This window comes from Nocardia arseniciresistens (assembly GCF_046764875.1).
Classification (GTDB): Bacteria; Actinomycetota; Actinomycetes; order Mycobacteriales; family Mycobacteriaceae; genus Nocardia; species Nocardia arseniciresistens.
Map to the genome: position 1 here is coordinate 14,230 of NZ_JBKORD010000001.1, position 25,946 is coordinate 40,175.

Annotated in this window: 21 protein-coding genes; 5 read left to right on the forward strand and 16 right to left on the reverse strand. The window is 65.4% G+C overall.

Annotation, left to right across the window (positions count from 1 at the left end; genetic code table 11):
• Positions 1–119 precede the first annotated feature (119 nt).
• Positions 120–1,826 (forward strand): metallophosphoesterase family protein, encoded by a 1,707-nt coding sequence (locus ACLMAJ_RS00065; RefSeq protein ID WP_412011348.1) that lies wholly within the window; start codon positions 120–122, stop codon positions 1,824–1,826.
• 8 nt (positions 1,827–1,834) lie between these two features.
• Here the strand turns inward: ACLMAJ_RS00065 and ACLMAJ_RS00070 are convergent, their stop codons facing one another.
• The 9 genes from ACLMAJ_RS00070 to ACLMAJ_RS00110 form a co-directional block, all read right to left on the reverse strand.
• Positions 1,835–2,170, reverse strand: coding sequence for a TfoX/Sxy family protein (locus ACLMAJ_RS00070; RefSeq protein ID WP_412011349.1), 336 nt, complete (start codon positions 2,168–2,170; stop codon positions 1,835–1,837).
• A 48-nt stretch (positions 2,171–2,218) separates the two neighbouring features.
• Positions 2,219–3,196 carry an alpha/beta hydrolase gene (locus ACLMAJ_RS00075; protein ID WP_412011350.1) on the reverse strand — a complete coding sequence of 326 codons (978 nt, stop codon included), beginning with the start codon at positions 3,194–3,196 and terminating at the stop codon, positions 2,219–2,221.
• A 42-nt stretch (positions 3,197–3,238) separates the two neighbouring features.
• On the reverse strand, positions 3,239–5,032 hold the full coding sequence (locus ACLMAJ_RS00080) for an AMP-binding protein (RefSeq protein ID WP_412011351.1): 1,794 nt from the start codon (positions 5,030–5,032) through the stop codon (positions 3,239–3,241).
• A gap of 255 nt (positions 5,033–5,287) precedes the next feature.
• Positions 5,288–6,013, reverse strand: a complete 726-nt coding sequence (locus ACLMAJ_RS00085) for a sirohydrochlorin chelatase (protein WP_412011352.1) — start codon at positions 6,011–6,013, stop codon at positions 5,288–5,290.
• Positions 6,010–7,236, reverse strand: coding sequence for a uroporphyrinogen-III synthase (locus ACLMAJ_RS00090; protein WP_412011353.1), 1,227 nt, complete (start codon positions 7,234–7,236; stop codon positions 6,010–6,012). The genes ACLMAJ_RS00085 and ACLMAJ_RS00090 overlap by 4 nt, the downstream gene beginning before the upstream one ends.
• A complete protein-coding gene (locus ACLMAJ_RS00095) occupies positions 7,233–7,676 on the reverse strand; it encodes a nitrite reductase small subunit NirD (RefSeq protein WP_412011354.1) in 444 nt (147 codons plus the stop codon). The genes ACLMAJ_RS00090 and ACLMAJ_RS00095 overlap by 4 nt, the downstream gene beginning before the upstream one ends.
• Positions 7,677–7,740: 64 nt before the next feature.
• On the reverse strand, positions 7,741–10,290 hold the full coding sequence (gene nirB, locus ACLMAJ_RS00100) for a nitrite reductase large subunit NirB (RefSeq protein ID WP_412011355.1): 2,550 nt from the start codon (positions 10,288–10,290) through the stop codon (positions 7,741–7,743).
• A gap of 26 nt (positions 10,291–10,316) precedes the next feature.
• On the reverse strand, positions 10,317–11,813 hold the full coding sequence (locus ACLMAJ_RS00105; RefSeq protein WP_412011356.1) for a nitrate/nitrite transporter: 1,497 nt from the start codon (positions 11,811–11,813) through the stop codon (positions 10,317–10,319).
• 231 nt (positions 11,814–12,044) lie between these two features.
• Positions 12,045–13,304, reverse strand: coding sequence for an MFS transporter (locus ACLMAJ_RS00110; RefSeq protein WP_412011357.1), 1,260 nt, complete (start codon positions 13,302–13,304; stop codon positions 12,045–12,047).
• Between the two features lie 65 nt (positions 13,305–13,369).
• Between ACLMAJ_RS00110 and ACLMAJ_RS00115 the strand changes: the two genes are divergently transcribed.
• The 4 genes from ACLMAJ_RS00115 to ACLMAJ_RS00130 all read left to right on the forward strand — a co-directional run bounded on the left by ACLMAJ_RS00115 (position 13,370) and on the right by ACLMAJ_RS00130 (position 17,315).
• On the forward strand, positions 13,370–14,056 hold the full coding sequence (locus ACLMAJ_RS00115) for a FadR/GntR family transcriptional regulator (protein ID WP_412011358.1): 687 nt from the start codon (positions 13,370–13,372) through the stop codon (positions 14,054–14,056).
• 147 nt (positions 14,057–14,203) lie between these two features.
• Positions 14,204–15,688 carry an MFS transporter gene (locus tag ACLMAJ_RS00120; protein ID WP_412011359.1) on the forward strand — a complete coding sequence of 495 codons (1,485 nt, stop codon included), beginning with the start codon at positions 14,204–14,206 and terminating at the stop codon, positions 15,686–15,688.
• 159 nt (positions 15,689–15,847) lie between these two features.
• A complete protein-coding gene (locus ACLMAJ_RS00125; RefSeq protein ID WP_412011360.1) occupies positions 15,848–16,417 on the forward strand; it encodes a GNAT family N-acetyltransferase in 570 nt (189 codons plus the stop codon).
• Positions 16,418–16,454: 37 nt separating this feature from the next.
• Positions 16,455–17,315, forward strand: coding sequence for a hypothetical protein (locus ACLMAJ_RS00130; protein ID WP_412011361.1), 861 nt, complete (start codon positions 16,455–16,457; stop codon positions 17,313–17,315).
• 5 nt (positions 17,316–17,320) lie between these two features.
• On the opposite strand, the gene ACLMAJ_RS00135 is transcribed toward ACLMAJ_RS00130, so the two are convergent.
• The 7 genes from ACLMAJ_RS00135 to ACLMAJ_RS00165 all read right to left on the reverse strand — a co-directional run bounded on the left by ACLMAJ_RS00135 (position 17,321) and on the right by ACLMAJ_RS00165 (position 25,898).
• Positions 17,321–18,307 carry an SCO2521 family protein gene (locus ACLMAJ_RS00135; protein ID WP_412011362.1) on the reverse strand — a complete coding sequence of 329 codons (987 nt, stop codon included), beginning with the start codon at positions 18,305–18,307 and terminating at the stop codon, positions 17,321–17,323.
• Between the two features lies 1 nt (position 18,308).
• Positions 18,309–19,370, reverse strand: a complete 1,062-nt coding sequence (locus tag ACLMAJ_RS00140) for an SCO2522 family protein (protein ID WP_412011363.1) — start codon at positions 19,368–19,370, stop codon at positions 18,309–18,311.
• Between the two features lie 30 nt (positions 19,371–19,400).
• The gene (locus ACLMAJ_RS00145; protein WP_412011364.1) at positions 19,401–20,318 is read right to left on the reverse strand and encodes an SCO2523 family variant P-loop protein; all 918 of its coding nucleotides are present in this window, start codon (positions 20,316–20,318) and stop codon (positions 19,401–19,403) included.
• Positions 20,319–20,322: 4 nt separating this feature from the next.
• Positions 20,323–22,179, reverse strand: a complete 1,857-nt coding sequence (locus ACLMAJ_RS00150; protein ID WP_412011365.1) for an SCO2524 family protein — start codon at positions 22,177–22,179, stop codon at positions 20,323–20,325.
• A 309-nt stretch (positions 22,180–22,488) separates the two neighbouring features.
• Positions 22,489–23,340, reverse strand: a complete 852-nt coding sequence (locus ACLMAJ_RS00155; protein WP_412011366.1) for a TIGR02569 family protein — start codon at positions 23,338–23,340, stop codon at positions 22,489–22,491.
• Positions 23,341–23,476: 136 nt separating this feature from the next.
• The gene (gene moeZ, locus ACLMAJ_RS00160) at positions 23,477–24,661 is read right to left on the reverse strand and encodes an adenylyltransferase/sulfurtransferase MoeZ (RefSeq protein ID WP_412011367.1); all 1,185 of its coding nucleotides are present in this window, start codon (positions 24,659–24,661) and stop codon (positions 23,477–23,479) included.
• 130 nt (positions 24,662–24,791) lie between these two features.
• Positions 24,792–25,898 (reverse strand): DUF3152 domain-containing protein, encoded by a 1,107-nt coding sequence (locus ACLMAJ_RS00165; protein WP_412011368.1) that lies wholly within the window; start codon positions 25,896–25,898, stop codon positions 24,792–24,794.
• Between the last annotated feature and the right edge of the window lie 48 nt (positions 25,899–25,946).

Genomic DNA, 25,946 nt, shown 5'->3' on the forward strand with positions numbered 1-25,946 from the left:
GATGACCAGGCGCAGCGCCCGGTTCCGCGGAGGTAGACGGCCGAGTTCATCCATTATTCGTATGTGCCCCACCGGTGTCGAGTTGCTCGATGCGCCGTGGACATACAACATCGTGTGTCATGCCGTCGAATTCGTTGAACCCCGCTGGCGATGTTCCGGATACCGGAATACCCGCCCACCTCGCCGCCGATATGACGATGGCCGAGCAGCACGAGTGGCATCGGGCGTTCCTGCGCCGCCACGCGGTCTCACGGCGCAACGTCCTGCGCGGGGCGGCGGCCGCGGCGGCTGTCGCGGCGGTGGGTACTTCCCCCTTCGGCAAGCGTGCCTACGCCGAAGGAACGCAACTGGCGGTCGGCGGTCGGCATGTCGGATATGGGGCGGATGCGACGAGTCAGCTCCGGTTCTCCGGTCAACTATCCCGTTCGCCTATAGGTGCGAAGGTTTTTCTCGACCACGGGCCGACGCCGGCGCTGGGTGGGACCGTCGAGGCCGAGGTGCGCAATCTGCTGACCCAGCTGCCCGCGAGTGACGGCGGGGTGCTCGCCGCTGAACAGTTCTATGTGCACGCGCCGGTAGACGGGCTGCCGGGGCGACTGCCGCACTTCTACCGCTGGCGGACCTCGGACGGCTTCACCGGCGACATCCGGGCCGCCGCTGCGGCGATGCCCACCGCTCGCGCGGCCATCGTGCCGTTCCGCTTCACCATGATGGGAGACCAGGGCACCGACGAAACCCCTGGACAGCCCTCGGGGGTCGCGACGGGTGATTACGACGACAGGTACTACAAGCCGGACAACGATCCGACGGCGCCGCACGCGTCCAATGTGCTGCGTCAAATCGCCGCCGCCAAACCGGATTTCCATATCCTCGCGGGCGATATCGCCTATGCGGATCCCTCCGGAGCGGGGAAGCCGAACCGGTACGTGGCGCACGGCGCGCAATTGCCGAGTGGGTTCGACAAGTTCAACCCCTACGTATGGGATGTCTACTTCGGTTCCATCGAACTCAGCGCCGCGCAAACGCCGTGGATGTTCGCCACCGGCAACCACGACATGGAGGCGACCTACGGAACCCATGGTTACGCAGGACATCTCGCGCGCCTCGACTTTCCGGGCAATGGGCCTGCCGGGTGCCCCTCGGCATACTCGTTCACCTACGGCAATGTCGCGGTGCTCTCGCTCGACGCCAACGACGTCACCTACGAGATTCGAGCGAACACCGGCTATTCCGGTGGGGCACAAACGAGTTGGGTCGAACAAACCCTTGCCGGCTACCGCGCCGACCCGGACATAGATTTCATCGTCTGCTTCTTCCACCACTGCGCCTACTCGACCACAGAGGCGCACGCCAGCGACGGCGGCGTCCGTGATGCCTGGACCGGGCTGTTCGACAGGTATCAGGTGGATCTGGTGCTACAGGGCCACAACCATGTCTACGAACGGACCGACCCGATTCGAGCCGGCGCGGCGACCAAGGTCGCCGCCGACAACTCCCTGGTCTACCCGGAAACCGACGGCACCGTCTACTACACCGTCGGCGGCGGCGGTCGCCCCCGCTACGAGTTCCAGCCGGGGTCACGGGAAACGTTCCGCGGCTATGAATTACCGGACACCACGGTGCCCGACAGCTATGTCTGGAAGCCGGATGGTGAGAAACAGGACGAATCGGCCCCGTGGTCGCGGGTTCGCTTCCGCAACTACTCGTTCCTGCGCGTCGACGTCCGCCCCGGCATTTTCTCCAGCGAAATGGAGGTCGTCGCCGTGGACGAATACGGTCGCGAGTTCGACCGGGTCACCTTCCGGCGCCTTGCCAGGCCGGCGTAGCTCGTGGGCTACTTCTTCACAGGCAACGAGCGCGCGTAGTCGACGCTGCGCTCCACCCACTCGTGCAGGACGTCGTCGCTCGCCAGCGCCTCGTCGGTGACCAGTAGCCAGCCGCGCATCGACCGGCCACCCATCACCATCGTCTCGACGAAGTCGTCGACCAGCAATGCGTCGGATTCGTCGGGGTCGACTCTGACCAGCAGACCACCCTGTCTGCTCGCCGCCACCGCCATATGGCCGCCGATCAGGAAGGCCAGCCCGCCGAACATCTTCTTCTCGGTCAGATCCGGTCCTGGTTCGATGAGCTCCCGGATCCGGTCGGCCAGTTCCACGTCGTACGCCATGGGTCACATTGTCGACCCGTGCACCGACAGGTTCGCGATTGTCAGTGGCTATGCGCCCAGCGCCGAGGCGAACAGCGGCCAGGACATGTGCACGTCGTCTTCCCAGTAGGGCCACGCGTGGGTGCCTGCGCGCAGGTCGACGGTAGCGGGGATGCCGAGCGCGGCGAGGCGGTCGGTGAAGGGGCGGGTGCAGCCGCCGATGACCGTTTCCATGGTGCCACCGACCAGCATGCGATCGAGCAATCGAGCGGGGTTGCCGTCGATGCCGGTGTCGCCGAGCGTCTCGTGCACGCCGGGCGCGCCGTTGCCGGCGGAAATGTAGAGGGCAACGCCGCGCAGGCGCTCGGCCTGCAGCATCGGGTCGTGCTCGGCCCACGCCGGGTTGTCGGGTGCCCCCCACATGTTGTCGGCGTTCGCGCCGAACACCGCGAGCTGGGCGTGCACGTAGGCGTTGGCGACCGCGTCGCTGGTACGCGGGCAGCCACTGTAGGCGCCGACGGCTTGATAGAGGCCGGGTGCGCCGATCGCGAGGTTCAGCGCGGAGGTCGCCGACATGGACAGTCCGGCGATGGCATTGCGCCCGGTCATCCCGAATCGCGACTCGAGCAGCGGCGGCAGCTCCCTGGTCAGGAAGGTGGTCCACTGATTGCGCCCCAGAGCGGGATCGTCGCGCAGCCAATCGGTGTAGTAGCTGGCGCGGCCGCTCATCGGCATGATCACGTTGACGTTCTTGTCCGCGAAGAAGTCCGCGATGTCGGTTCGGCGGGTCCACGGTCCGCCGTCTTCGCCGCCGTCGACGGCATTGAGCAAATACAGAGCAGGCGCGCCAGAACCCGGATGCGACATCCATAGCGTGATGGGACGATTCATCGCCGCCGAGTGGACGACCAGCTCCAATTGCCGACCGCCGAGTGGGCGCTCGTCGAGAATGCGGGAGTCGCTTGGATCGGCCGCGGCCACCGTAGCTGGGACTATCGCGACAGAAAGGGCAAGGAGTGAAACCAGGCATCGCAGAAGCCGGTACATGCCATCGATCTTCGCCCACCGAGACGCCGCGGGCCCGGACATTCAGCGGGTGTGTTCTCCTGGCGAGCGAACTCGCCGGTCGGTGCTGGCGTCGACGGCGGCATCCGCGCGCCGCAACCTATCGGCAATCGACCAGCGCAGGGCGGTTTCGGTCGGGCCGTACCCGTTGAACAGCCGGACGTGCGGTGCCCACCTGCGGACCAGATCCGACGGGCACGCCTCGCCACCGACGACCACCACCTCCAGTCCCGGCACCTCCGTCGGCGACAGGGTCGCAAGCACAGCGGGCGTGGTCAGGAAGTGCGTGATGCCGCTGTCCTCGATCAATTGGGCGAGTGCGTCGCCGACGACCACCGACGGCGGCTCGATCACCAACAGCGCCCCCACCGCGAACGCCGCGAACAATTCGAGCAGATGCGCGTCGAACGATGGTGTGTGCGCGTGCGGAACGACGGAATCCTGGTGCACGCCATAGTGTTCGGTGATGTAGCCGGTCAGCGGACCGAGCCCGCGATGGGTGACGGCGACACCCTTCGGCGTTCCGGTGGTGCCCGAGGTATAGATCAGGTAGGCGGGATGCCCTGGCCGCAGCGCACGTGCCCGGTCGGCGTTGTCCACGGGAGTAGCTGCCCGGCGGGCGATCCGGCTTACGGCGCGAGGATCGTCGAGCACCAGCCAATCGATACCGCGCTGTCCACCGGGGACCACATACCGACGCGCGCGTTGGGTATCGCGCTGCGGCACACCGGGCGCGCCACGCCTGTCCGCGTCGCGGGAGTCGGTTGCGACCGGATCACCCGACCCGGTAGCGGCCGCACCGTGCTCGACACCGTTACGGCGCGCCGATCCGCCGCTGCACGGCAGATTTCGTCGCACAGTCGCGACGGTAAGACCCTGGCGTGCACCGGAATCCGCGATAATCGTCGCGATGCGAGGGGCGGGCTCGGTCGGATCGACTGGTACGAAGCACGCTCCCGACTTGGCCACGGCCCATAGCGCGAGTACGGATTCCAGCGAGCGCGGCACCGCGACGACGACGAACTCTCCCGGCCCCGCTCCGCCCGCCATCAGTTCACGGGCCCAGCGCGAGGACGCCTCGTCCAGCTCGCGGTAGGTCATGGTGCGTTCGCCATCACCCAGTGCGACCGCGTCGGGAAGTGTCCCCGCACGCAGCAGTTCGGGTAGTAGCACGCTCGGCGCGACGCCGGGCCGTACCGCAGGGCGCGGCGAATCCCGGTAGGCCTGTTCATCGCTCAGCAATTCCGCCACCGACAATGCTCGCGCAGCAGCGGGTTCCGCCTGCGTCTTCTCGACCGCCGCTCGATACAGCTGCGCGGTGCGGCGCAGCACGGCGGCCGCACCCACGCCATCGACAACGATGTGATGGCTGCGGATGTAGAGCAGATGGCGCTCACCCGCCACCCGATACACCGTGACCACGGTGAGCTTGTCGGAGAGCAGATCCAGCGCGGCGGTGTAGTCGCCCTCCATGTGCGCCACCGCGGCGGCGACGGGGTCGGGTTGTCCCGTCAGATCCTCGATCCGGAAGGGTAGATCCTCGCGCATGTCGAGATATTGGTGCGGCTGCCCATCGATGATCCGAAACCGCAGGTGCGGCGATTGGAGTTCGCGGGTCGCGCGGGCAATGCAATCGCGCAGCAACTCGACATCTACCGGACCGGACAGATCCAGGTACATCGCGACGGTTATCGGCACATCGGCATGCGACGGCTGCGCGACCCACCACCGCAATTGGGCGGTCGACAGCGCAAGCGGCGCCTGCCCCGTGCCGTTTGCCCGAGCCTCCGATACGGTGTCGTCGCCGACTCCCGTCACAACGCCTCCCTGCCATTTCGGAAAGCATGCTGCTGAAGAACGTTCCCGGGCAAACCTACGGCATCCTCGATGCAAGGCGCTGCCATTCCACGCCGTCCGAATGTCGGCGACCTCGCGCACGGTGGCGATGACGGTCGGCGCGAGCAAGGCGCTGCCCCCCGCACGATCATCACGGGCGAGCGCGACCGGGCCCGACACCGGCGACCCGCGCGGCAGGTCGAGGGTCCTCGAGTACCTGGCAAACCGCCTGAAAGGTCAGAGCGCGCGGACGCGGACCAACTCGCGTGCGGCGGTACGGTAGCGGTCCGCGATAAGGCGCACGACTGCCGGATGAACACCGATCGGTTCGGCGACGCCGTCGGCGCCCGCTTCGTGCAGGCGCTGCTGGAACAGACCGTGTGCGAGCAGGTACGAGGCGATGAATATCCGCTCTGAACCCGAGTCACGCAGCGCGGCAACTACTTCCGGAACGCGCGGCGCCCCGGTCGCGACGTAGCCGATCCGGACCGGAGCACCGAGGCATTCGGTGAGCATGGCGGCGGCGCGCCGAACGTCCTGGCGCGCTCTGGCATCCGAGGATCCCGCGGCAGCGAAGACCACCGCGTCGCCGGGGCGCCACCCCGCCGCACGCAGGCGCAGGCTCATGATCCTGGCCAGTGCCGGGTCGGGGCCCATGGCCGGGGTGACCGCAACCGCCGGGTGCGCGCTCTCGGCCACCTCACGAGGTACGTCCTGGTACACGTGATAGCCGGAGGCGAGGAACGCGGGAACCACCACGGCGGGAACGGACTCCCCCGTCGCGTCGATCAGGTCGCCGAGCACCTCGGACGGCGAAGGACCGAGCACGTCCACGAATGCGGTACGCACCCAGGGAAGCTCACCGAGCTCCCGATCCACCGCCTCGGCCAGCGCGGCGATCATTTGCACGCCCCTGGTGCTCCTGGTGCCGTGTGCCACCAGGACCAGGGCCGGAGCCGTCACAAGCTCCGCACGATCTGTGCGTATCGCGGTGCCCTTGCCGGTGTGCCGATACTGGACGCCGGGCCGACGGGTCGTGGGTAGTCGATGCATTCGGCGGCGTCCAGCGCCAGCCGGTAGCCGCGTTTGACCACCGTCTGAATCGCTTTCGGCGTACCGAGTCCGGCGCGCAACCGGGCGATCGCGGTTTCCACGGCATGCGTGTCATCACCACCACCTGGCAACACCGCGAGCAGGTCCTCGCGGGACACAACCCGGCCGGGCTGGCGAGCGAGCGAGCGCATCAGTGCCATCGGCGCCGGAGCAAGCTGTCGCACCTTCCCGTCGACAACTACGCACGCGCCGCGCACGCTGATGTGATGCCCCGCGGCCTGAATTCGATTGGCGCGACGAGGAAGTTCCTCGGCGACGTGCCGAGCAAGCGCACCCAACCGCGCACGCCCCGGCATCGTGGTGGACACACCGAGCTCTTCGAGCGGCGCGGCGGTGATCGGCCCGACGCAAGCAGGAAGCACCCGGCCACGGAACGCGTGCAGCACACCATCCAGCAGCCCGGTTTCCTTGGCGCGCATCAGCAATGACGCCACCGCGGGTGCACTGGTGAAGGTCACGCAGTCCAGACTTCCCGTGACGATGGCCTCGATCAGGTTGTCCATCGGACCCTGATCCTCCGGCGGGATCCAGCGATACACCGGTACCGGTATCACGTCCGCTCCAGCACACCGCAAGACCTCGCAGAAGTCGGGAACCGGCTCCCATTCGGTAGTGGCGCCGTGCAATTGGACCGCGATCCGCACGCCTTCGACGCCCTCGGCGAGCAGATGGTCGAGCACCTCGGCGGAGGACTCCGAGGCAGGCGACCATTCCTCGCGCAGTTCCGCGGCGCGGATGGCGCCCTTGGCTTTCGGCCCACGGGCCAGCATCCTGGTCGATGCCAGCGTGGTGCGCAGGTCCTCGGCGATCCCCCACCCTTCGGCGGCCTCCATCCAGCCGCGGAAACCGATGCCGGTGGTGGCCACCGCGAGCTGTGGCGGATCCGCGATCAGCAGACGAGTCACCCGCTCCAGTTCGGTGTCGTCGGCGAGCGGGATGATTCGAATGGCCGGGGCGCAGACAACACCGGCGCCTCGTCGCACCAGCAGCGTGGCGAACTCATCCGCTCGCCTTGCCGCCGTGATGCCGACCGTGAATCCGGCCAGACAGGCGTCCGCGTTGATAGTCGTCATGTCGATCCACCGTCCGAAGAGTCGAGCCCGGAGATCGGCTCATTGGAAATCGAAACGATGCCGTCGTCGACTCGCACCGCATACACCGGCAGCGCTGCCGAATCGTCGTCGAGGCAGTGCCCGTCGACCAATGAGAAAGCCTGCTTCAGCAGCGGCGACGCAACGACAGGGATACCGCCGCGATCACCGACGATCCCACGCGACATCACTGCGGCTCTGCCGAACGGATCGATATTGCCGACAGCACAGAGTGTGCCGTCGGACAGCAGGAACAGAGCGGCCTGACTGAGCGTAGCCCCGGGACGCTGTGCCCCGGCCCGCCGGCCACCACGCAGCAACACCGCGACGCCGCGGCCGGGAATCAGGTAGTCGAGCCGGCATGCCTGCGTCCACCCAGTTGCGGTAGCCGCGGTGATGCCGGGCGTATCGATCACGGTCATCGGTGTCATCCTCCAAACGCCTCACCCATTGGTACCGACGTCTTGTTTCTTCGGGGTTAAGCGGTCATTGCCCGTGCGTAGCGACCGGGATATCAGGCATGCCGAGCAACACAGGCACCTTGCGATCCCCGCTTTCGTTGAAGGAGATGGTCGGATCGGCCTCTTCGGGGGCATTGACAAAGGACACGAAGCGCGAAAGCTTCTCCTCGTCGTCCAGTACCGCGGCCCACTCGTCGCGGTAGCCGATGACATGCTGGGCCATCGCCGCCTCCAGATCGTCGGCGATACCGAGGATGTCCTCGCACACAACCTGCTTCAGGTAGTCGATTCCGCCCTCCAGTGCCTCCTGCCACGGCGCGGTGCGCTGCAAACGGTCAGCGGTGCGGACGTAGAACATCAGATACCGGTCGATATAGCGGATCAGCGTCTCGTCGTCGAGATCGCCTGCCAGCAGCACCGCGTGCTTCGGCACAAGTCCGCCGTTACCGCCGACATACAGGTTCCAGCCGTGCTCGGTGGCGATGACGCCGACATCCTTGCCGCGCGCCTCGGCGCACTCGCGGGCACAGCCGGAGACGGCCAGCTTCAGCTTGTGCGGCGAACGCAGTCCGCGGTAGCGCTTCTCCAGCAGCACGGCCATGCCTACCGAATCCTGCTGACCGTAACGGCACCAGGTGGATCCGACACAGCTCTTCACGGTGCGCAGCGATTTGCCGTAGGCGTGACCGGATTCCATGCCGACATCGACGAGGCGCTTCCAGATCAATGGCAGCTGTTCGACGCGGGCACCGAACAGGTCGATGCGCTGGCCACCGGTGACCTTGACGTAGAGATCGAATTCCTTGGCCACCTCGCCGATGGTGATCAGCTGCTGCGCGGTGACCTCGCCGCCCGGCATCCGAGGGACCACCGAGTAGGTGCCGTTCTTCTGCAAATTGGCGAGGAAGTGGTCGTTGGTGTCCTGCAACGCCGCCTGCTCGCCGTCGAGGATGTGCTCGCTCGAGGTGGAAGCGAGGATGGAGGCGACCGTCGGCTTGCAGATATCGCAGCCAGTTCCCTTGCCGTGCTTGGCAATCAACGCCGAGAAGGTGCGAATGCCGGTGACCTGGACGATCTGGAACAACTCGGCGCGCGACTGCGAGAAGTGCTCGCACAGCGCCTTCGACATCTCGACGCCGGACTGCTCGAGAAGTTTCTTGAGCATGGGAACACAACCACCGCAAGAAGTTCCGGCGGAGGTGCACTTCTTGACGCCCGCGATATCGCAAGCGCCGTCTTCGATGGCCCCGCAGATCGCGCCCTTGGAAACGTTGTTGCAGGAACAGATCTGGGCGTCATCGGGTAGCGCGTCGGCCCCGAGTTCAGCGCCCGCGGGGGAGATCAACGCCGCAGGCTCGGCCGGCAGCGGGCGACCGACCAGCGGGCGCAACGACGAGTACGCGGTGGCGTCGCCCACCAGGATGCCGCCGAGCAGGATCTGCGCGTCATCGGAGACGACGAGTTTCGCGTACGTGCCCTTGGCCGCGTCGTGCAGTACCACCGAGAGCGCGCCGGGGGTGGTCCCATGCGCGTCACCGAAGCTGGCCACATCGACGCCGAGCAGCTTGAGCTTGGTCGACATATCCGCGCCGGGGAATTCGCCTGCGCCACCGAGCAATCGGTCCGCGACGATTTCCGCGGTGGTGTAGCCGGGAGCGACAAGGCCGTAGCAGGTGCCCTCGACGGCGGCGCATTCGCCGATCGCGTAGATGTCCGGGTCCGAGGTCCGCAAGCCGAGGTCGGTGATGATGCCACCGCGCGGGCCGACCTCGATGCCGCAGTCACGGGCGATCTGATCGCGCGGGCGGACACCGGCGGAGAACACCACCAGCGCCGCGTCGATCACGGTCTCGTCGGAAAGGGTGACCTTCAACCGGCCACTCGGTGTGCTGTCCGGCTCGGTGTCGATCGACGAGGTGCCGACCCCCGTGTGCACTTCCAGGCCGAGGTCGGTGACCAGCCGCTCCAGGATGGCGCCGCCGCCCTCGTCGATCTGCGCGGGCATCAGCCGGGCGTTGTACTCCACCACGTGCGGAGTCATCCCGAGCATCCGCAGCGCATTGGCCGCCTCCAGACCGAGCAGGCCGCCGCCGACCACCACACCGACCGCGCCGGGACCGGCCGTCGTCGCGGTCGCCCGGATGCCATCCAGGTCGTCGAGGGTGCGGTAGACGAAGCACTCCGGCAGATCGTGGCCGGGCACCGGAGGCACGAACGCATACGAACCGGTGGCGAGCACCAACGCGTCGTAGGCGATGGTGTCACCCGCGGAGGTGGTGACCTTGCGAGCGTCCCGGTCGATGGCCTCCGCACGCTGACCAAGGCGCAACTCGACCAGTTCGTCGGCCACGTACTCGTTACCGGGCAACGCGAGTGCGCTCGCGTCCCACACACCGACATAGGAGGACAGACCGACGCGGTCGTAGGCGGGCAGCCGCTCCTCGCTGAGGATGACGACCTGCCACTGGCCTGCCTCGTCCCTGGACCGCAGCGCCTCAACGAACCGGTGCCCGACCATGCCGTGACCGATGACCACTGCTGTCTTGCGCTGGTTTGGTTCGACTGTCGAGTTCATGACTGTCCTCCGTTGATATTTCGGCGTCAGGCTCGGGCCGACGAGCTGGCGGACGTGGACTTGGTACCGACCGGCTCGGTGGCTTCGGCCTCGAGGATCAGTGCCTCTGCCTCGACGACCACCTCGGAGTCGAGGCCCGCGGCGGCGGACATCGACCGCATGCTCGGGCGGCGCAGGAAGACCGCCCAGGTCACCACGGCGCACACCACATAGAAGGCCATGAAGACCCAGAAGGCGGTGGTTGCCGACGCGGTCGAGGCATAGGAGGAGCGCAGCACCAGGTTGATGCCGACCCCACCGAGCGCGCCGATGGCGCCGACGAATCCGATGAGCGCACCGGAGGTGTTCTGCGACCACGAAGCCCTGGAGGCCGGACTTACGTCCAGGCTCTTGGACTTGGCGTCGAAGACCGAAGGGATGATCTTGGTGACGGACCCGTTTCCGATACCGGACAGCACGAACAGCGCGATGAATCCGCCGACCAGCGTGACCATCACCGCACCGCTGGGCACACCGCCATTGCCGTCACCGACGGTACTGGCGGCCGCGACGATCACCGCGGCGGCGATCATTGCGCCGAACACATACATCGTGACCCTGCTGCCGCCGATCTTGTCGGCCCATTTACCGCCGTAGGGCCGGGCGAGCGAGCCGAGCAGCGGACCGACGAACGCGATCTGCGCGGCATGCAGCGCGGCCTGCGCGGCGGTGTCGCCACCGGCCTTGAAGCTGATTTGCAGCACCTGCCCGAAGGCGAAGCTGTAACCGATGAACGAGCCGAAGGTGCCGATGTAGAGGAAGGCGATCGCCCACGACTGCGGCACCTTCAGCGCCGTGATCATGTAGGAGAGGTCGGCCCGCTGGTTCTTCAGGTTGTCCATATTCAGCGCGGCGCCGACACCGGCCAGCGCGACGAGCACCAGGTAGATCGCGCAGATCAGCGAGGCGTAGCCGTTGCCGAGGGTGGCGATGACAAGCAGGCCGAGCAACTGGATGACCGGAACGCCGATATTGCCGCCACCGGCGTTCAGGCCGAGGGCCCAGCCCTTGAGCCGCTGGGGGTAGAAGGCATTGATATTGGTCATCGAGGAGGCGAAGTTGCCGCCACCGAAACCGGCGAATGCCGCGACGACCAGGAACGTCGTGTAGGAGGTGCCCGGCTGGTTGATGAAGTACAGCGTGAGCAATGTCGGGATGAGCAGCAGCACGGCGCTGAAGATGGTCCAATTGCGGCCGCCGAACCGGGCGGTAGCGACCGTGTACGGAATCCGCAGGATCGCACCGACCAAGGTCGGCACCGCGACGAGGAAGAACTTCCCCGCCGGATCGATGCCGAAGGTGTCGGTCGGCATGAACAGCACCATCACCGACCAGATCGACCAGACCGAGAACCCGACGTGCTCGGCGAAGACCGACCAGATCAGGTTCCGCTTGGCGACGTCTTTACCGCCGGCCTCCCAGGCCGCGACATCTTCGGCATCCCACTGCTCGATGTTGTGGTTACGCGTCAGCGTGCTCAACAAGGGCCTCCCAAAATCGGTTAGCCCAACCGTAGGAAACGGGTATTGCCGCAATGCTGCGCGAAATGACCGTCAAATCAACGGTTGCTCACGATTCCCCCGCACCACAGGTGAGAACCCACCGAATGTTTCGGGCATGTGACACAACGGTTTCCGCGCGTCACGAACAGCCGACCTCGAGATCCGCGGCCGGTGAGGGTGTGACGCACGACTCGAGCTGTGAGGCTTTTCCGATCAAGCCCAGGTGTCTTCGAGCATCCGCGGCTTGCACGCCTGCCATGCGCCTGCCAAGAGCACCAGCACCGCGACGCTGAGCATCGCGAACGGGGCCAGCCAGCCGTTGGTCGCGGTGTGCAGCATGCCGAACAGCAGCGGCCCGACACACGCCACGGCGTAACCGACGCCCTGGGTGAAGCCCGACAACGAAGCGGAGCCCTGCGGGGTGCGGGTGCGCATATTGATCAGGGTGAGCGCCATCGGGAACGTGCTCGGCCCGAGACCGAGCAGCACGACCCACAGCAGCGGCACGCTCATCGGCGCGATCAACAGCCCGGCGAACGCGGTGAAGAAGAAGACCGCGCACGCGACCACGAAGGGGAAAGGATTGCGGAAGCGCGCGACGATGGTCGGCGCGGTGAATGCCGACACCAGCCCGACGAGCGCGAAAAGACCGACCATGGTTCCGCCGAACGCCGCGCTCGCGCCGGCCTCGCCGAGAATCTTGGGCAACCAGGTGAACATCGCGTAGGTAGTCAGCGAGGTCATGCCGAACATGCCCGCCATGCCCCAGGCCAGCGGCGAACGCCACGCTCGACCCTTCGGCTCCGCGGCGGCCGCGGGCAGGCCGGTGGTATCCACCACATCGCGACCCCGACGATCACGCAGCACGCCGATCCACGGCAGTGCCGCGGCGAATCCGAGTACCGCCCACAGACCGAGCGAGATCCGCCAGCCGTGCGCTTCGGCGACCGGAACCGCGATGAGCGCGGGCACGACGGTGCCGAGCTGAACCATGGTGATGTACAGCGAGCTGACCACCGCGAGTCGATCCGAGAAGTACCGCTTCACCAACGGCGGGATCACCACATTGCCGATGCCCATACCGCCCAGCGCCAGCGCCGAGAAGACGAACAGGGTGGCGGTGCTTCCGACGGTGGCCCGGATCAACATGCCGAGCCCTGCCATCAACATGGCGACCATGGCGGTGCGTTCCAGCCCGACCTTGCGCACGAAGATCGGTGTCAGCAGACCGGACACCGCGAACATCGCGGTGGGGATCATGCCGAAGACACCGATCACGGCGGTCGAGTAGCCGATGTCCGCACCGATTCGATCGGCGAGCGGACTGAACGCGGTGACGGCGACACGGAGGGTGAGCGCGGACACGACGATGGCGGCGAGAACCAGCAGGCGGCCCTCGGTCAGCGCACGTCTACGCTGCTCGATCCGGTCGGATACCGGATGAGTTGTCGTCTCCTCGAGGGTTGCAGTCACCGAGGAATCATAGGATGACCCGACGATATGGGGCAAGCATTTGTGATGGGCGGTACTCTGTTGCGGTGCAACCAGTCCGGCGTACCAGCCTCATTGCCCAGGTAACCGAGCAGCTGCGTTCCGAAATTCGTTCCAGCCGTTGGCCGATCGGCTCCCGCATCCCTACCGAACCCGAACTCACCGAGCTCACCGGCACCGGTAGGAACACCGTGCGCGAGGCGGTGCAGGCGCTCGTCCACGCGGGGGTGCTCGAGCGCCGCCAAGGGTCGGGCACCTACGTGATCGCCGCCTCCGAGGTCGGGGGCACGCTCGCGAAGTACTTCGCGGACGCGGAGGAACGCGATGTCCTCGAGCTGCGCCAGGCCCTCGACTCCACCGCCGCCGCGCTCGCGGCGCGGCGCCGCGACGACGCCGACATCGCGAACCTGCGCCGCCTGCTGGAGGAACGCAACAAAGAGCGCTGGAACGAGCAGAACGTGGCGGCTATCGAGGCCGACGTCAAATTGCACCGCGCGATCGTGGTCGCAAGTCACAACGCGGTGTATCTCGAGTTCTACGACTCGCTGCTGCCGACCATCGAACAAGTGATCCGGTCGCGGACCAAGAAATCCGACGACGCCTTCGACGCGGAACACAACGAGTTGGTGCAGGCCGTGATCGATGGCGACGCCGACCGCGCCGCGCAGGCCGCGCGCTGCTTTCTGGGCACACTCATCGCCGAATACCCCGCCCGTGACGAATCTCAACGGTAGGTAACCGACTGGTCACCGCCCGACTCCCCGCTGTGTGAGTCGGATTTGCCTCGAACGTCATCGACAGCCACTCACACGCAACAACCGACTTCTACCTTTGTCTCGACCGAGCTGGGCAACAAGCCGAGCCCAATCGAGAGGAAGCCGATGACCGCCACAGTAGCTGCCACCGGCCAGCAGTCGGACACAACAACTTTCGAGCACCGCAAGCGCGGACGCTGGCTGGATACCTGGGAGCCGGACAACCCGAAATTCTGGGAATCGGGCGGCAACCACACCGCTCGCAAGAACCTGACCTTCTCCGTATTCGCCGAGAATCTCGGCTTCAGCGTCTGGGTCATCTGGGGCACCGTGGTGACCAGCATGGGCCTGGCGGGCTTCGACTTCCTGGCCGGGCTCGGTAAAGGCAACCCCATCGCGGTGAGCAACGCCTTGCTGCTGACCTCCACCCCCACCCTTGTCGGTGCGGCGCTACGGATTCCGTACACCTTCGCCATCCCCAAGTTCGGCGGGCGAGCCTTCACCGCGTTCAGCGCGGCGATGCTGCTGATCCCGACCGTTGGCCTTGCCTACTTCATCAACCACCCCGGCACGCCCATGTGGGTGTTCATGATCCTTGCCGCGCTCGCCGGTTTCGGCGGCGGCAACTTCTCGTCCTCGATGGCCAACATCAACTTCTTCTTCCCCGAAGGAAAAAAGGGCTCGGCACTCGGTATCAACGCCGCGGGCGGCAATCTCGGCGTCGCCCAGACCCAACTGGTGCTGCCGCTGGTGATCACCCTCGGCACGCACATCATGGCCAAGGACGCCGCGGGCTACCGGTTCGGCATCACCCTGTCGGTCCTGGTGTGGATACCGTTCATCCTGATCGCGGCCTTCGGTGCGCTGCGGTACATGGACAGCATAAGCACCGCCAAATCCGATGGCAGGTCCTACAAGCTGGCATTGACCAATCGGCACACCTGGGTGATGTCGTTCCTCTACGTCGGCACGTTCGGCTCGTTCATCGGGTTCTCCTTCGCCTTCCCGACGCTGATCAAGGCCAACTTCCCCGACCTCGCCAAGATCGGCTGGATCACCACGCTGGGTAACCTCGCGTTCCTCGGCGCGCTGGTCGGCTCGTTCAGCCGTCCGTTCGGTGGCTGGGTTTCCGATAAGGTCGGCGGCGCCAAGATCACGATGTTCGTGTTCGGCGGCATGGCGGTGACGTGTGCGCTCATCATGGCCGCGCTGGAGCTGAAAAGCTTCCCGCTGTACCTGATTTCGTTCCTGCTGCTGTTCGTCCTCACCGGCATCGGAAACGGCTCGACCTATCGGATGATCCCGTCGATCTTCAGCGCCGAGGCCAAGAAGTACGCCTCGGAACATGGTCTGGACGCCGGCGATGCCGTGGCATCGGCACGGCGACAGGCGGGCGCGGCCATCGGTGTCATCGGCGCGGTCGGCGCCGCGGGCGGATACCTGCTACAGCAAGCACTTCGCCTGTCCAACATCAATTTCCACAGCATGGCGCCCGCATTCTGGAGCTACGCTGCCGCATTCCTCGTGATGTCGAGTGTCACCTGGTTCTTCTACCTGCGCTCCTCGTTCGGCATCGCGCGGATCTCCTCGCTCGCCTACGCCAACGTGTAACCGCAAGCGCCACAACACAAAAACCGACGCCACACCGTTCGCGTCCGACTGAGGTCGGGACAACGGTGTGGCGTCCGGCTTTCCGCCTTCTCGACCCCCACACGGCGCCAACGCTTTACGCTGGAACCAGACTCACACCGGGGTGACAGAGGTGAGCATTTGGACATCAGCAAGAAGTCGCGAGCACCGGTGTACCGGGCCGCGACTCGGGAGGATCTTGCCGAAATCGCCGAGTTGGAGGAGCAACAGCTCGGTGATCTGGCCTACTCGTTGGTTGTCCTGCGCCAACTGTTCGATCTGCACGGATCGGACTGGGTGGTGGTCGATATCGGCGGCCGTGTCTGCGGATACGTGCTTGTCGGCATCAACACCTCGCGGCGGGCCTGGGTACTCGGGCTGGCGGTCGCGGCGGACTGCCAGAGTCGCGGATTCGGCACGGCCCTGCTGGAGCGGGCCGTCGCGGGTTGCGTTGCCGCGTTGGTCGAGCGGGTCTACATCACCGTCCGACCGACCAATCCGCGCGCCGCCAAGCTGTATATGAGCGCGGGGTTCCATTGGGCCGGATACGACCAGCGCTACTTCGGCGACGGCGAGCCGCGCGACGTGTTCGTGCACCGTATCCAGCGCACGCCCGTCGGCCCTCCGATCGCCGGTCCGGACGACAAGCGATGGCTGAAGGAGTCCGCAGCCGCAACCAATAGCCGAATTCCATTGCTATGGTGGAAATAACGTCTTGCCGACGTGTCACTCCCGGGGGAGATTCACCATGACCGATCAACCGGATCTGTCATCAACCTTTGTCGCGTCGATGACTACCCGGATCTATCGGCACGCCGCCGCGTACGAGGATAAGATCACCGACCACTTCGCCGGACTCGACGGCCGGGACCGGCAGCCGCGCGAGGATCGGCTGCTCGACTCCTTCAACACACATGTCGAAACGGTCGTCGCCAGCTATGAACCACCGGGTATCCGCCGCCGCGGTGACAGCCTGGTGTTCGCGGATCTCTATGCCGCGACCCGTGAACCGCATACCGACGAGGCCGAACACGGCACCATCCCAGTCGAATTCCTGGCCGCCCTCCTCGCCGCCGAGGTCGAGTACCGCGGCCCATTGCGCCTGAGCGGCACCCAGAACACCATGCTCGCCGAGGTCTACGAGCGGCTCGGTGACTGCATGCGTTCGACCGGACTGCCCGGCCACGCGGCGCTCGCGTTCCGCAGGGCAGGCGGTCTACATCGGCAGAACGAGGACGACGACGACGCGGACCGGTGTGGCCTCGCCCAGGCCCGCGCGCGCTTCGAAGCCCTACCGCCCGGCTTGCGCCGAACCGGAGGCTATGTCTCGGATCTGTTGTGCGGCTACGGATATCAGCCGTTCCGGCTGCTGGCCTGGATGGCGCTGCTTTTGGTCGCTTTCACCCTCGTGATCAGTTTTCTGGCCGGTGTCGAGATCCCGTCGACCTTCTACCTGTGCCTGATGAACTTCCTGAATCCGGTCGGTGTCGGCGACACCAAGGACATCGGCGGCTTCGGCCAGACCCTGCTCGTCGTCGAAGCGTACGTCGGGACCGTCTCGACCTCGGTATTCTTCGCGCTGCTCGTCCGACGCTGGTTCAGGTTGTGAGATGGCTACCAGTTCGTCGTGGCCACCTTGGCTTCACGAAGCGCGGCCAAGGTCGCTACCGACAGGCGGTTGCGCAGCTGACCGACCCTGCTTTCCCAATCACGGGTGAAGCCGGGACGCATTTCCAACTGCTGCCACAGCCCGAGGAACTGCGGCGGTGTGTGAGCGCCAGGCATCCAGAGGTGCGCCAGATGCTCGAGGACAGCGGCGAGGACGCGCGCGGATTCCTGGCTCGCCGTGTCGTATCTGTCGGCCTCCTCGACCACGTTGACGACAGCGGTCAACAGCCAGTCGTGCATGGCGAGGTCGGCGCAGAACTGATGGACCACAGCGAGTTCCCCGATTTCGCGCACGGTGATCTGCACGGTACGGATCTCGTCGTCTTCGAGTCGGAAATCGACGGCTGGGGCATCCACCTCACCCAGGCGCGCTGTCCAACGCAGCCGAGTCGAGCCGACCAGCAGCGGCGATCGCTGGTCCAACCCTCGATCCAGCCGCACCTTGGCAAGAAGTCGCTCGCTGATCGAGGCGAGATCCAGGGTGTCGTTAGCCTGCGGCCGGTACAGAAAGCCGTTCACCAGGTCCGGACCGATTCCGCTGCTGATCTTGTTGATCACCTCGGCGACCCCGCCGCTGCGCAGATAGTGCTCCCACTTCTCGCGCTGCGGCCGTGCGGAACGCACCACCACCGAGCGCACCGAACTCTGCAGGACCCGGCCGCCGACCACGACGGCGTTGGTGGCAACGGTGCCCCTGCTCTCCGCTTTCGCACCCGAACCCGTCGGCAACAGGCAATCCACACCGACAAGCATGGTCGGCGAGATCGCCATCGGAATCGGCCGCTCCCACGATCGCACCGGGCGACCGGGCTTCAGTGCGAGCAAATCGCGAACCTCGACACGACTCAGTGCCCCGGCGGCCGGCACCACGCAGGTACGGACTTCGCCGAGGATGATGAGCGGGCGCTCCGGAAAGACCATCGCATCGGCCATATCAGGCGATCGTCGCCCGGCCGGCCCAGGTTTCTGGGACGAAAAGGTGCTCGAGCCGATGACTGACCGGGCGCGGCACCGTGACACCATCCTTGATCCCGCTACGCACAGCCAGATCGATCACCTCGTCGTCGATCTGGAGGTGACCGAGGATGACCTCGACCGCATGCTCGATGCTGACATAGGTGCGCGGCAGAATCGACACCGCCCGGTAGGCGGCGAACGGGTGTGCCCGCGGGTTCAACTGCACAACCGCGGGCATATCACGCCACGACTTCGGCCAGACGAAGTCCTCCGCATCCTGCTCACCGGAGACCGGCCACAGTTGTGGTTGCACGACCGGCGCGCCTTGGTATCGCAGCAGGTCCAGGCGCATCAATTGCCATATCGATGCCAAGAACGGACAGGACCACACCCGATCGGCGTCGGCGCGAATCCTCGACTTCTTGTTCGGCGGCGCCCACAGTTGAGCGTCGAGGAAGATCGAATGCTCGCGGCGACCGTACTCCTCGGCCGGCCGGTATGTACTGCTGCGCATTGCCTGCACCGTGTCGGAATCCGACGAGCGGCGACCGTTGCACAGCCAGCCCGACACATCCGTCGGCGGCCTGCGCCCTGTCGTTTGCAAAATCGGCTCGGACACGATCCATGAGGCGACCATCTCGGCAAGCGGGATCCGCGCCCCTGTCGCGACGCCGTCCACGTACACGGGCGACTCGAAGCAGCCTTCTTCACGGGCCAGATAGTCGATGGTCATACCGCACTCTTTGGCGGCCGTCAGCAGCTTGCCGATGATCTTGCCGGGGTCGGTATCGGGACCGAAATAGTCATCGATCAGAAAACAGGTGCTTACCTTGGCCTTCTGACCGAATTCATCTCGCGCGTATCCGATATTGGATTCGAGCCGTTTCTTGACCTCCTTGAACTGCGCTCTGATCCGATCCTCGCCATTGGTGAGGTCGTTCATATAAAAATGGCCGACCTCGATAGACAGATGCGAAAGCGGCGCAGACGTCATCGTCGCGCTCGCTGTCGCCTCGCTGTAGCCCGCAGCGGTCTCCACTGGCGATCGGAATCCTTCCTTGAAGGTGGGTCAGAACGTTTCCCACACGGCGTCATCGGTGAGCTGTCGGGCAAGTTCACCGAAAGCGGTCGTGGTCTCTAGATTGGCGATCTTCGCATCGACATCGGCGTCGAGGATCACTTGTTCACGCCACTGCAACATCGGTTCCATCGGTGTTTCCCCGAGCAGTGTGCTCTGCCCCAGCTTCTTGGTGGAGGCAAGCTTTTTGAGCGCAGCGTTTTGTTTCAGCAGCCATCTGGCCTGGGCGGACTCCTCATTGCCCGGTTGGGTGAACGGGTTGGGGACAGCGGTGCGAATGAACCGAATCGACTCGCGCAGCTTCTTCTCCCCATGCCCATAGCCGACACCGGATTCCAAAAGCCCACTCGGTCCGTGCACCAGCGAACTGGCCGCCATGATGTGCTGGCGTGTCCAGCGATGAAAGATCAACCAGCGGACGGTCTTTTCGGCAAGCTGCGGTCGCGCCGTGGCCTCGAGAACGAGCTGAGCCGCCGCCGAACGTCCCGCACTGAGATCCACGATGACGATATGGAATTCATCCAGTACCTTCGACAAAAGTTTCACGCATTGATCGACCATGGCGGTTCCGCTGGTGGGGAATTCCGCACCGCCCTCATCGCCAGGGAACAGTACGAGCTTCCCGGAACGAGTCGGCATTCGCCCCAGTTCGACGCGATCAGATTTGGCGCGCACATCGAATCTGGCCGGTGTCTCGTTCTCGTTCAATAAATACGAGTGCATCCCTGAGCCGTTGGAAACGCCACGCTCCACGGCACCGATCTCGAACAGGGCTCCCGCGGTCGGTGATCCGAAGTCGAAATCCAGATACGCGACGTTCTTTCCGCCCATACACAGTCGAAACGCGATATTGCAGCTGGTTACCGAACGGCCGGTGCCGCCCTTGTCGGATGTCGAGAACACGAGCATGGCGTCAGTTGCTCCTCATCGCGTCCTGGTCGGCATACGCCAACTCGTCGAGTTGATCGAGCGCTCGCATCGTGAGAACGACCGCGGTGCCCGGCCTTTCATCGATCATCCGTCGCGCTCGGTCGAGATGACGCTCGATCTTCGCAAGTGCCCTCCGGTTGGCCGTGAAATCGGCGGCATTGACCTCGAGTAGTTCACGGTTGAGCAGATGCTCCGCCTCGTTGAGCAATGCCACCGCGTCGTCGACCAGTGTCACCGGGCGCAGTGGCAGCGAACGATAGGTTCGGTCGGCTGTGACGAGACCCTCGATGACTCGCTCCGTCAGATACCACGACGGTTGCGACGGCGAGGAGCTCGCCAGACCGAATACGCGCGCGGAGTCGTCCCACAGCCCCGCCGCGGGCCCGTCCTGGATGATCCGCGAATCCAGGTGCTCCATCACAGATTTCGCGAGTTCCATCAAACGGTCGCGGGCGGTCACATTGCCGGACAAACGGGCCGCCTGCAGAATTCGCTTGAGCAACACCGGCGCGTAATCGGAGACGATCCAGGACAATCGGTCACCGCCGCCGATGTCCTCGGTACCGACAAGCGACATCCGTACGCCGGGAACGTGCACCTCGACCGAGGGGTCGTCCTTGGTGACACGTCGGGTAATTCGGCCGCGCCTGGCCAGTTCGTCGAAGATCTCCACCGCTCGTGTCAGATCCTCGTCGTTGGCGGTGCGGTTCACCAGGTCCTGGATCAGCACAGCGGAGACGACGAGGCTGTAGTAGTCGGATTCCTGGCCGTCCGAAGTCCGCCACGGGATATCTTCCAACGGCCAGCGCCCCGCGCCGAAGCGCGCGACTGTGGACCAGTAGAGCTGGGTGAGATGCCAACGCGTCTGCAGCGCCTCGGCCAGCCTGCGCTGGTTTTCATCGAGCAGGTCCAACTGCCTGGTCCGCTGCGAGGTGAGGTCGTTGATGCCGTCCAGCGCTACGACGCTGAAATAAAGGTATGGGCGCGGGTCCGCGGTGCCGGACTGTCGGGCGATCTTGGCCTGCACGAAATCGATGGGTTCGGCTTCCCTGGCGATGCCCCAGGTCCAGCCGCACTCGAACAACATGTCCTCGGCCCCGAGTTCGGCGCCGGGAACCATGGCGAGCTTGATGCCGCGAAGCTGGGTACGCACCGGTTCCAGACCGCGAATAATGTTTTCCGCCATCACCTTCGGCGGCTGCCCGGTCTGGTTCAGCATTCTGATGATCGTCTCGCCCGGTTCCGACTTCGTCGACACCGTGTTGACAACGAAACTGCGAAGCAGACCGATCATCGCCGCCGTCAGCCGGATACTGATCTTCGCGCTGAGCTCGTGGATCCGCTCACCGAGCAATTTGGCTTCGTCGTAGGTCTGCCCCTGCACGAAGCCTCGGAAAACCCGGAGGAAACCGAGCGCCGCGATGCTGAGGGTCAGTGACATCGAATACGAGTCGACGACCTCGATCTCGCGTTGCGCCTGGTTCGGGTCGCGTCCGCTGTTCGCCCGAAGATAGCTTCCCGCCGAGAATTCGGGCTCACCGTCAGGGTCGGTGTGGTTTTCGATGTACTCCTCGAGCACGGTGACGATGACCTCGCCGATCCGTGTCGCGCCACCCATCGCTTCGAGGGTTTCCTTGACGTCCTCGGCCATATCGTCAGGACGATCCAGTGCGAGGACATTGATTTCGGTGGCGGGGTACAGCAGGCACAGCAACTGCTCGGCGTCGCTGATCGAGTTGGAGCCATCCCGACCGCCCCACTGCCATTTGCCATCCTGATAGCAGGTGGCGATCACCGTTTTCCAAACGTTCAAGATCTGTGCCCGAGGCTGAATTCTCACCTGCCGCCGTCCTCACCCCATGTCGCAGACACCAAGCAACCCGACGGATTACCAGACCGGCGACTTCGTCCAAATTAGCACGGGCACCACGGTTTTCGCGCGGAGACCGTAAGGGTTACACCAAGCTGTCACCGACGACTGCGAAAACTCGCGCAACCGTAGGAGCGATGCGCAGCTGCCCAGGAAATAGGCAACTGCCCAAGTGGAACGCAGCCCCTGGACCGCGGGCGGCTGTCAGAGCATAGAACAATCGTGACGTAGGACACACTCAGCCCCCCGGCAGAGCTGACAGGTCAAGATCAACACCCCTCAAAGGGTGAGCCGGACCATGTCCGCGGTGCGGGCGAGACCGGGGAAAGCCTCCGGGGTCGACCGCGGATGCAGGGCATGCACGGCAAGTCGAAACATGACCGCGCGCAACAACATCTGCGGCCATTCCGGCAGATCGGACCAACGCTCGAGCAGGCCGTCGTCGGCGCCGCCCCATGCCAACGCGTCGACAACGATGACACCGGCGGCCCACGGCGCGGGGCGCCAGTACGGAGTGATGTCGGTGAGGCCGGGGCTATAGCCACCGGCGAAGAGAACTGTGCCGAACAGGTCGCCGTGCACCAACTGGGCAGGCGTTTGCACCGGCTTGCGCAGCGTGGCCAGTTGGCCGATGAGCTCCATGCTGCGCACACCATCCGGAGAGGTCGCCAGTGGGATACCTCCGGCGCGCAGGCTTCGCAGCGGGACGGCCTCCCATGCGGCGCGATCGGCCGCGACGAACACATCCACGTCCACCCACGGTGCCACCGGTGGCTGCACCAGGAAACGGGGTCGCTCCAATTTGTCCGTGGCCTGATGTAGTCGCAGCGATACCGAGACCACCTCGTCGTGGCGCGGCTCGGGAATTCCCTCCAGGAAAGTATCCGCACGCCAACCGGATACGACATACCGGCCGTCGGTCGCGCGGACCGGGCGGGCCAGCCGAAGTCCGTCGACCTTCAACGTCTCGCGGATCTTCGCCGACCACGCCGCCCTGGCATGGTCGGCGACGGGACTGAGCACCACATCCCCGAGACGCCAGCCGCCGTCCCAGTCTCCCAGCCAAACCGGGGTCACTTCGCGCAGACCGAACGTGGCTCGCACGTGCTCGGGTGGTTCCACAGAAGTCACGGCCGTACCGTACTCCCGGCGTCTGTGCCGTAAAGGGCGCCGCGCCGAAGAATCCGTCCGCCATCAGCGGCCACGGTCGTCGGCGTGGTGCGGGGCCCGGTGCGGACCCCGCACCACGCCGGAGCAGGGATGACGGTCAGTACACCGGCATCGAGCGATCGACCTGGTTGGCCCAGGCGATGACACCACCCTGCAAATGGGTGGCGTCGGCGAAACCGGCGCGTTTGAGTGCGGCGAGGGCTTCGGCCGACCGGATTCCGGTCTTGCAGTGCAGCACGATCGGCTTGTTCTGCGGCAGTTCCGACAGCGCGTCGCCCGAAAGAATGCGGTCCTTCGGGATCAGCTTCGCGCCCTCGATGTGCACGATGTCCCACTCGACCGGCTCGCGGACATCGATCAACTCGATGTCCTTACCCGCGTCGATAAGGTCCTTCAGTTCGCGCGCGGTGATGGTGGACCCGGCCGCGGCGGCGACGCCTTCTTCGGAGACCACACCGCAGAACGCCTCGTAGTCGATCAGCTCGGTAATCGGCTGACGCTCCGGATCGCGGCGCAGCTTGATGGTCCGGTAATTCATGTCCAGTGCGTCGTACACCATGAGCCGGCCCAGCAGCGGTTCCCCGATACCGGTGATCAACTTGATCGCTTCGGTCACCATGACCGAACCGATCGAGGCGCACAGCACGCCCAGGACACCACCCTCGGCGCAGGAGGGCACCATGCCGGGCGGTGGGGCCTCCGGGTACAGGTCGCGGTAATTGAGGCCGCGGCCATCCGGTGCGTCCTCCCAGAACACCGAGACCTGGCCTTCGAAACGATAGATAGAGCCCCAGACATAGGGCTTGCCCGCCAGCACCGCCGCATCGTTGACCAGGTAGCGGGTGGCGAAGTTGTCGGTGCCGTCGACGATCAGGTCGTAATCGGCGAACAGTTCGACCGCGTTCTCCGGCTCCAGCCGGATTTTGTGCAGCCGGACGTCGATGCCGGAATTGATTTCCAGGATCGAGTCGCGTGCGCTGTCGGCCTTCGGTCGGCCGATATCGGATTCGCCGTGAATGACCTGGCGTTGCAGGTTGGAGGCGTCGACCTCGTCGAACTCGACGATGCCGAGGGTGCCGACGCCTGCGGCGGCCAGATAGAGCAGTGCGGGCGAACCGAGGCCGCCCGCGCCGATCACGAGCACCTTGGCGTTTTTCAACCGTTTCTGCCCGTCCATACCCAGATCCGGGATGATCAGGTGGCGGCTGTAGCGGGCGACCTCGTCCCTGGTCAGCTCCGCGGCCGGCTCGACGAGCGGCGGGAGGGACTTCGGTGATGACACGTCCAGGACTCCTCGAATCGAATTGGCCGATCGCAGTACGGCAGCTGCGCTGCTTGCGCAACTGCTACTTGTCCAACACCGACGACCGGACCGTTCTTCCCGTCCCATCGTCCCGCATTCGCGACCGGGTCTAGCCGCGGGGGTAAGGCCATGGGTTGAAGCGACAGCGCTTGCCATCCATCGGAACAATGCCGTCTGGATCGAGCGTGGCGATGTCGTTGTTCTGGATGCCGAAGGTCTGCTGCATCATCACCGGCGCGAGCCCACCGTCGGCCTCGCACGGCTGATGCTGGTGGTAGCCGATGGCGTGACCGACCTCGTGATTGATCTGGTACTGCCGATACGAACCGATGTCGCCCTCGTAGGCAATGGCGCCGCGCACCCAGCGCACCTCGGAGAGCACCACACGGTGCTGGCCGGCGTTGAAGCACGACGAGTCGATCGGAATGTCGAAACCGCATGCCTTGCGCGAGGATTCGCGCGAAGCGAGCGAGATGCGAAAATCCGGCACGCCCTGATCGATGCGCCGGAAGGCGAACTTGGTGTCGTGCGCCCAGCTCTTCGGATTGGCCAGGGTGGAGTCGACCATTTTGGCGACGGATTGATCGCCGCCGAACTCGGAAGTGTCTACGCCGTCCTCGATCTCGACGGTGTAGCTGAACTTGAACTCCGAGCCGGTACCGACCTGCGCGGTGGTTCCGGACACCACATGCCAAGCCGCAGTTCCTGTCTCGGTGAAGGCGCCGCCATCGGGCAGCGCCCCGGACGGCAGATCGGTCGGAAAGTGTCCGTCGCCGGGCGGGGCGCCGATGATGCCCGCCGATGCCGCGTGCGGGCTCAGCTGCCCGAACCCCGGTGCGCCACCGGCGGTGCTCACCGCGTCGGGTCCGCCGCGCACCGCGTCGACGACTACCAGCACGGTGACAACCAACAGCACAGGAAGCGCATACGCGCGCCAACCGTAGGTGGAGACGAATCTGCCGAGCGCGCTTTGCTTTTTGGTGTCGCGTTCGGGCCGTGGCCGCTGGCGCTCATCGTCGGGTCCGGCGGGATCCCAGCTGGCCCGCAACGGCTGATGGGATCGGTCGGGGGGCTGGTGGAGGCCGAGTGGGTCATAGACCTCGACCCCGCCTGGATCACCGATTGCTCCAGACCTCTCCACGGGACCGGACGCGTCGGAGCCAGCGGGGCGGTGCGCAATTCGCCCGCCGCCGGGTCTTTCCGGTCGGTCGGTCACACACACCAGACTCTCACAACACGCAAGCCCCGAAAGTCGCGCACGCCT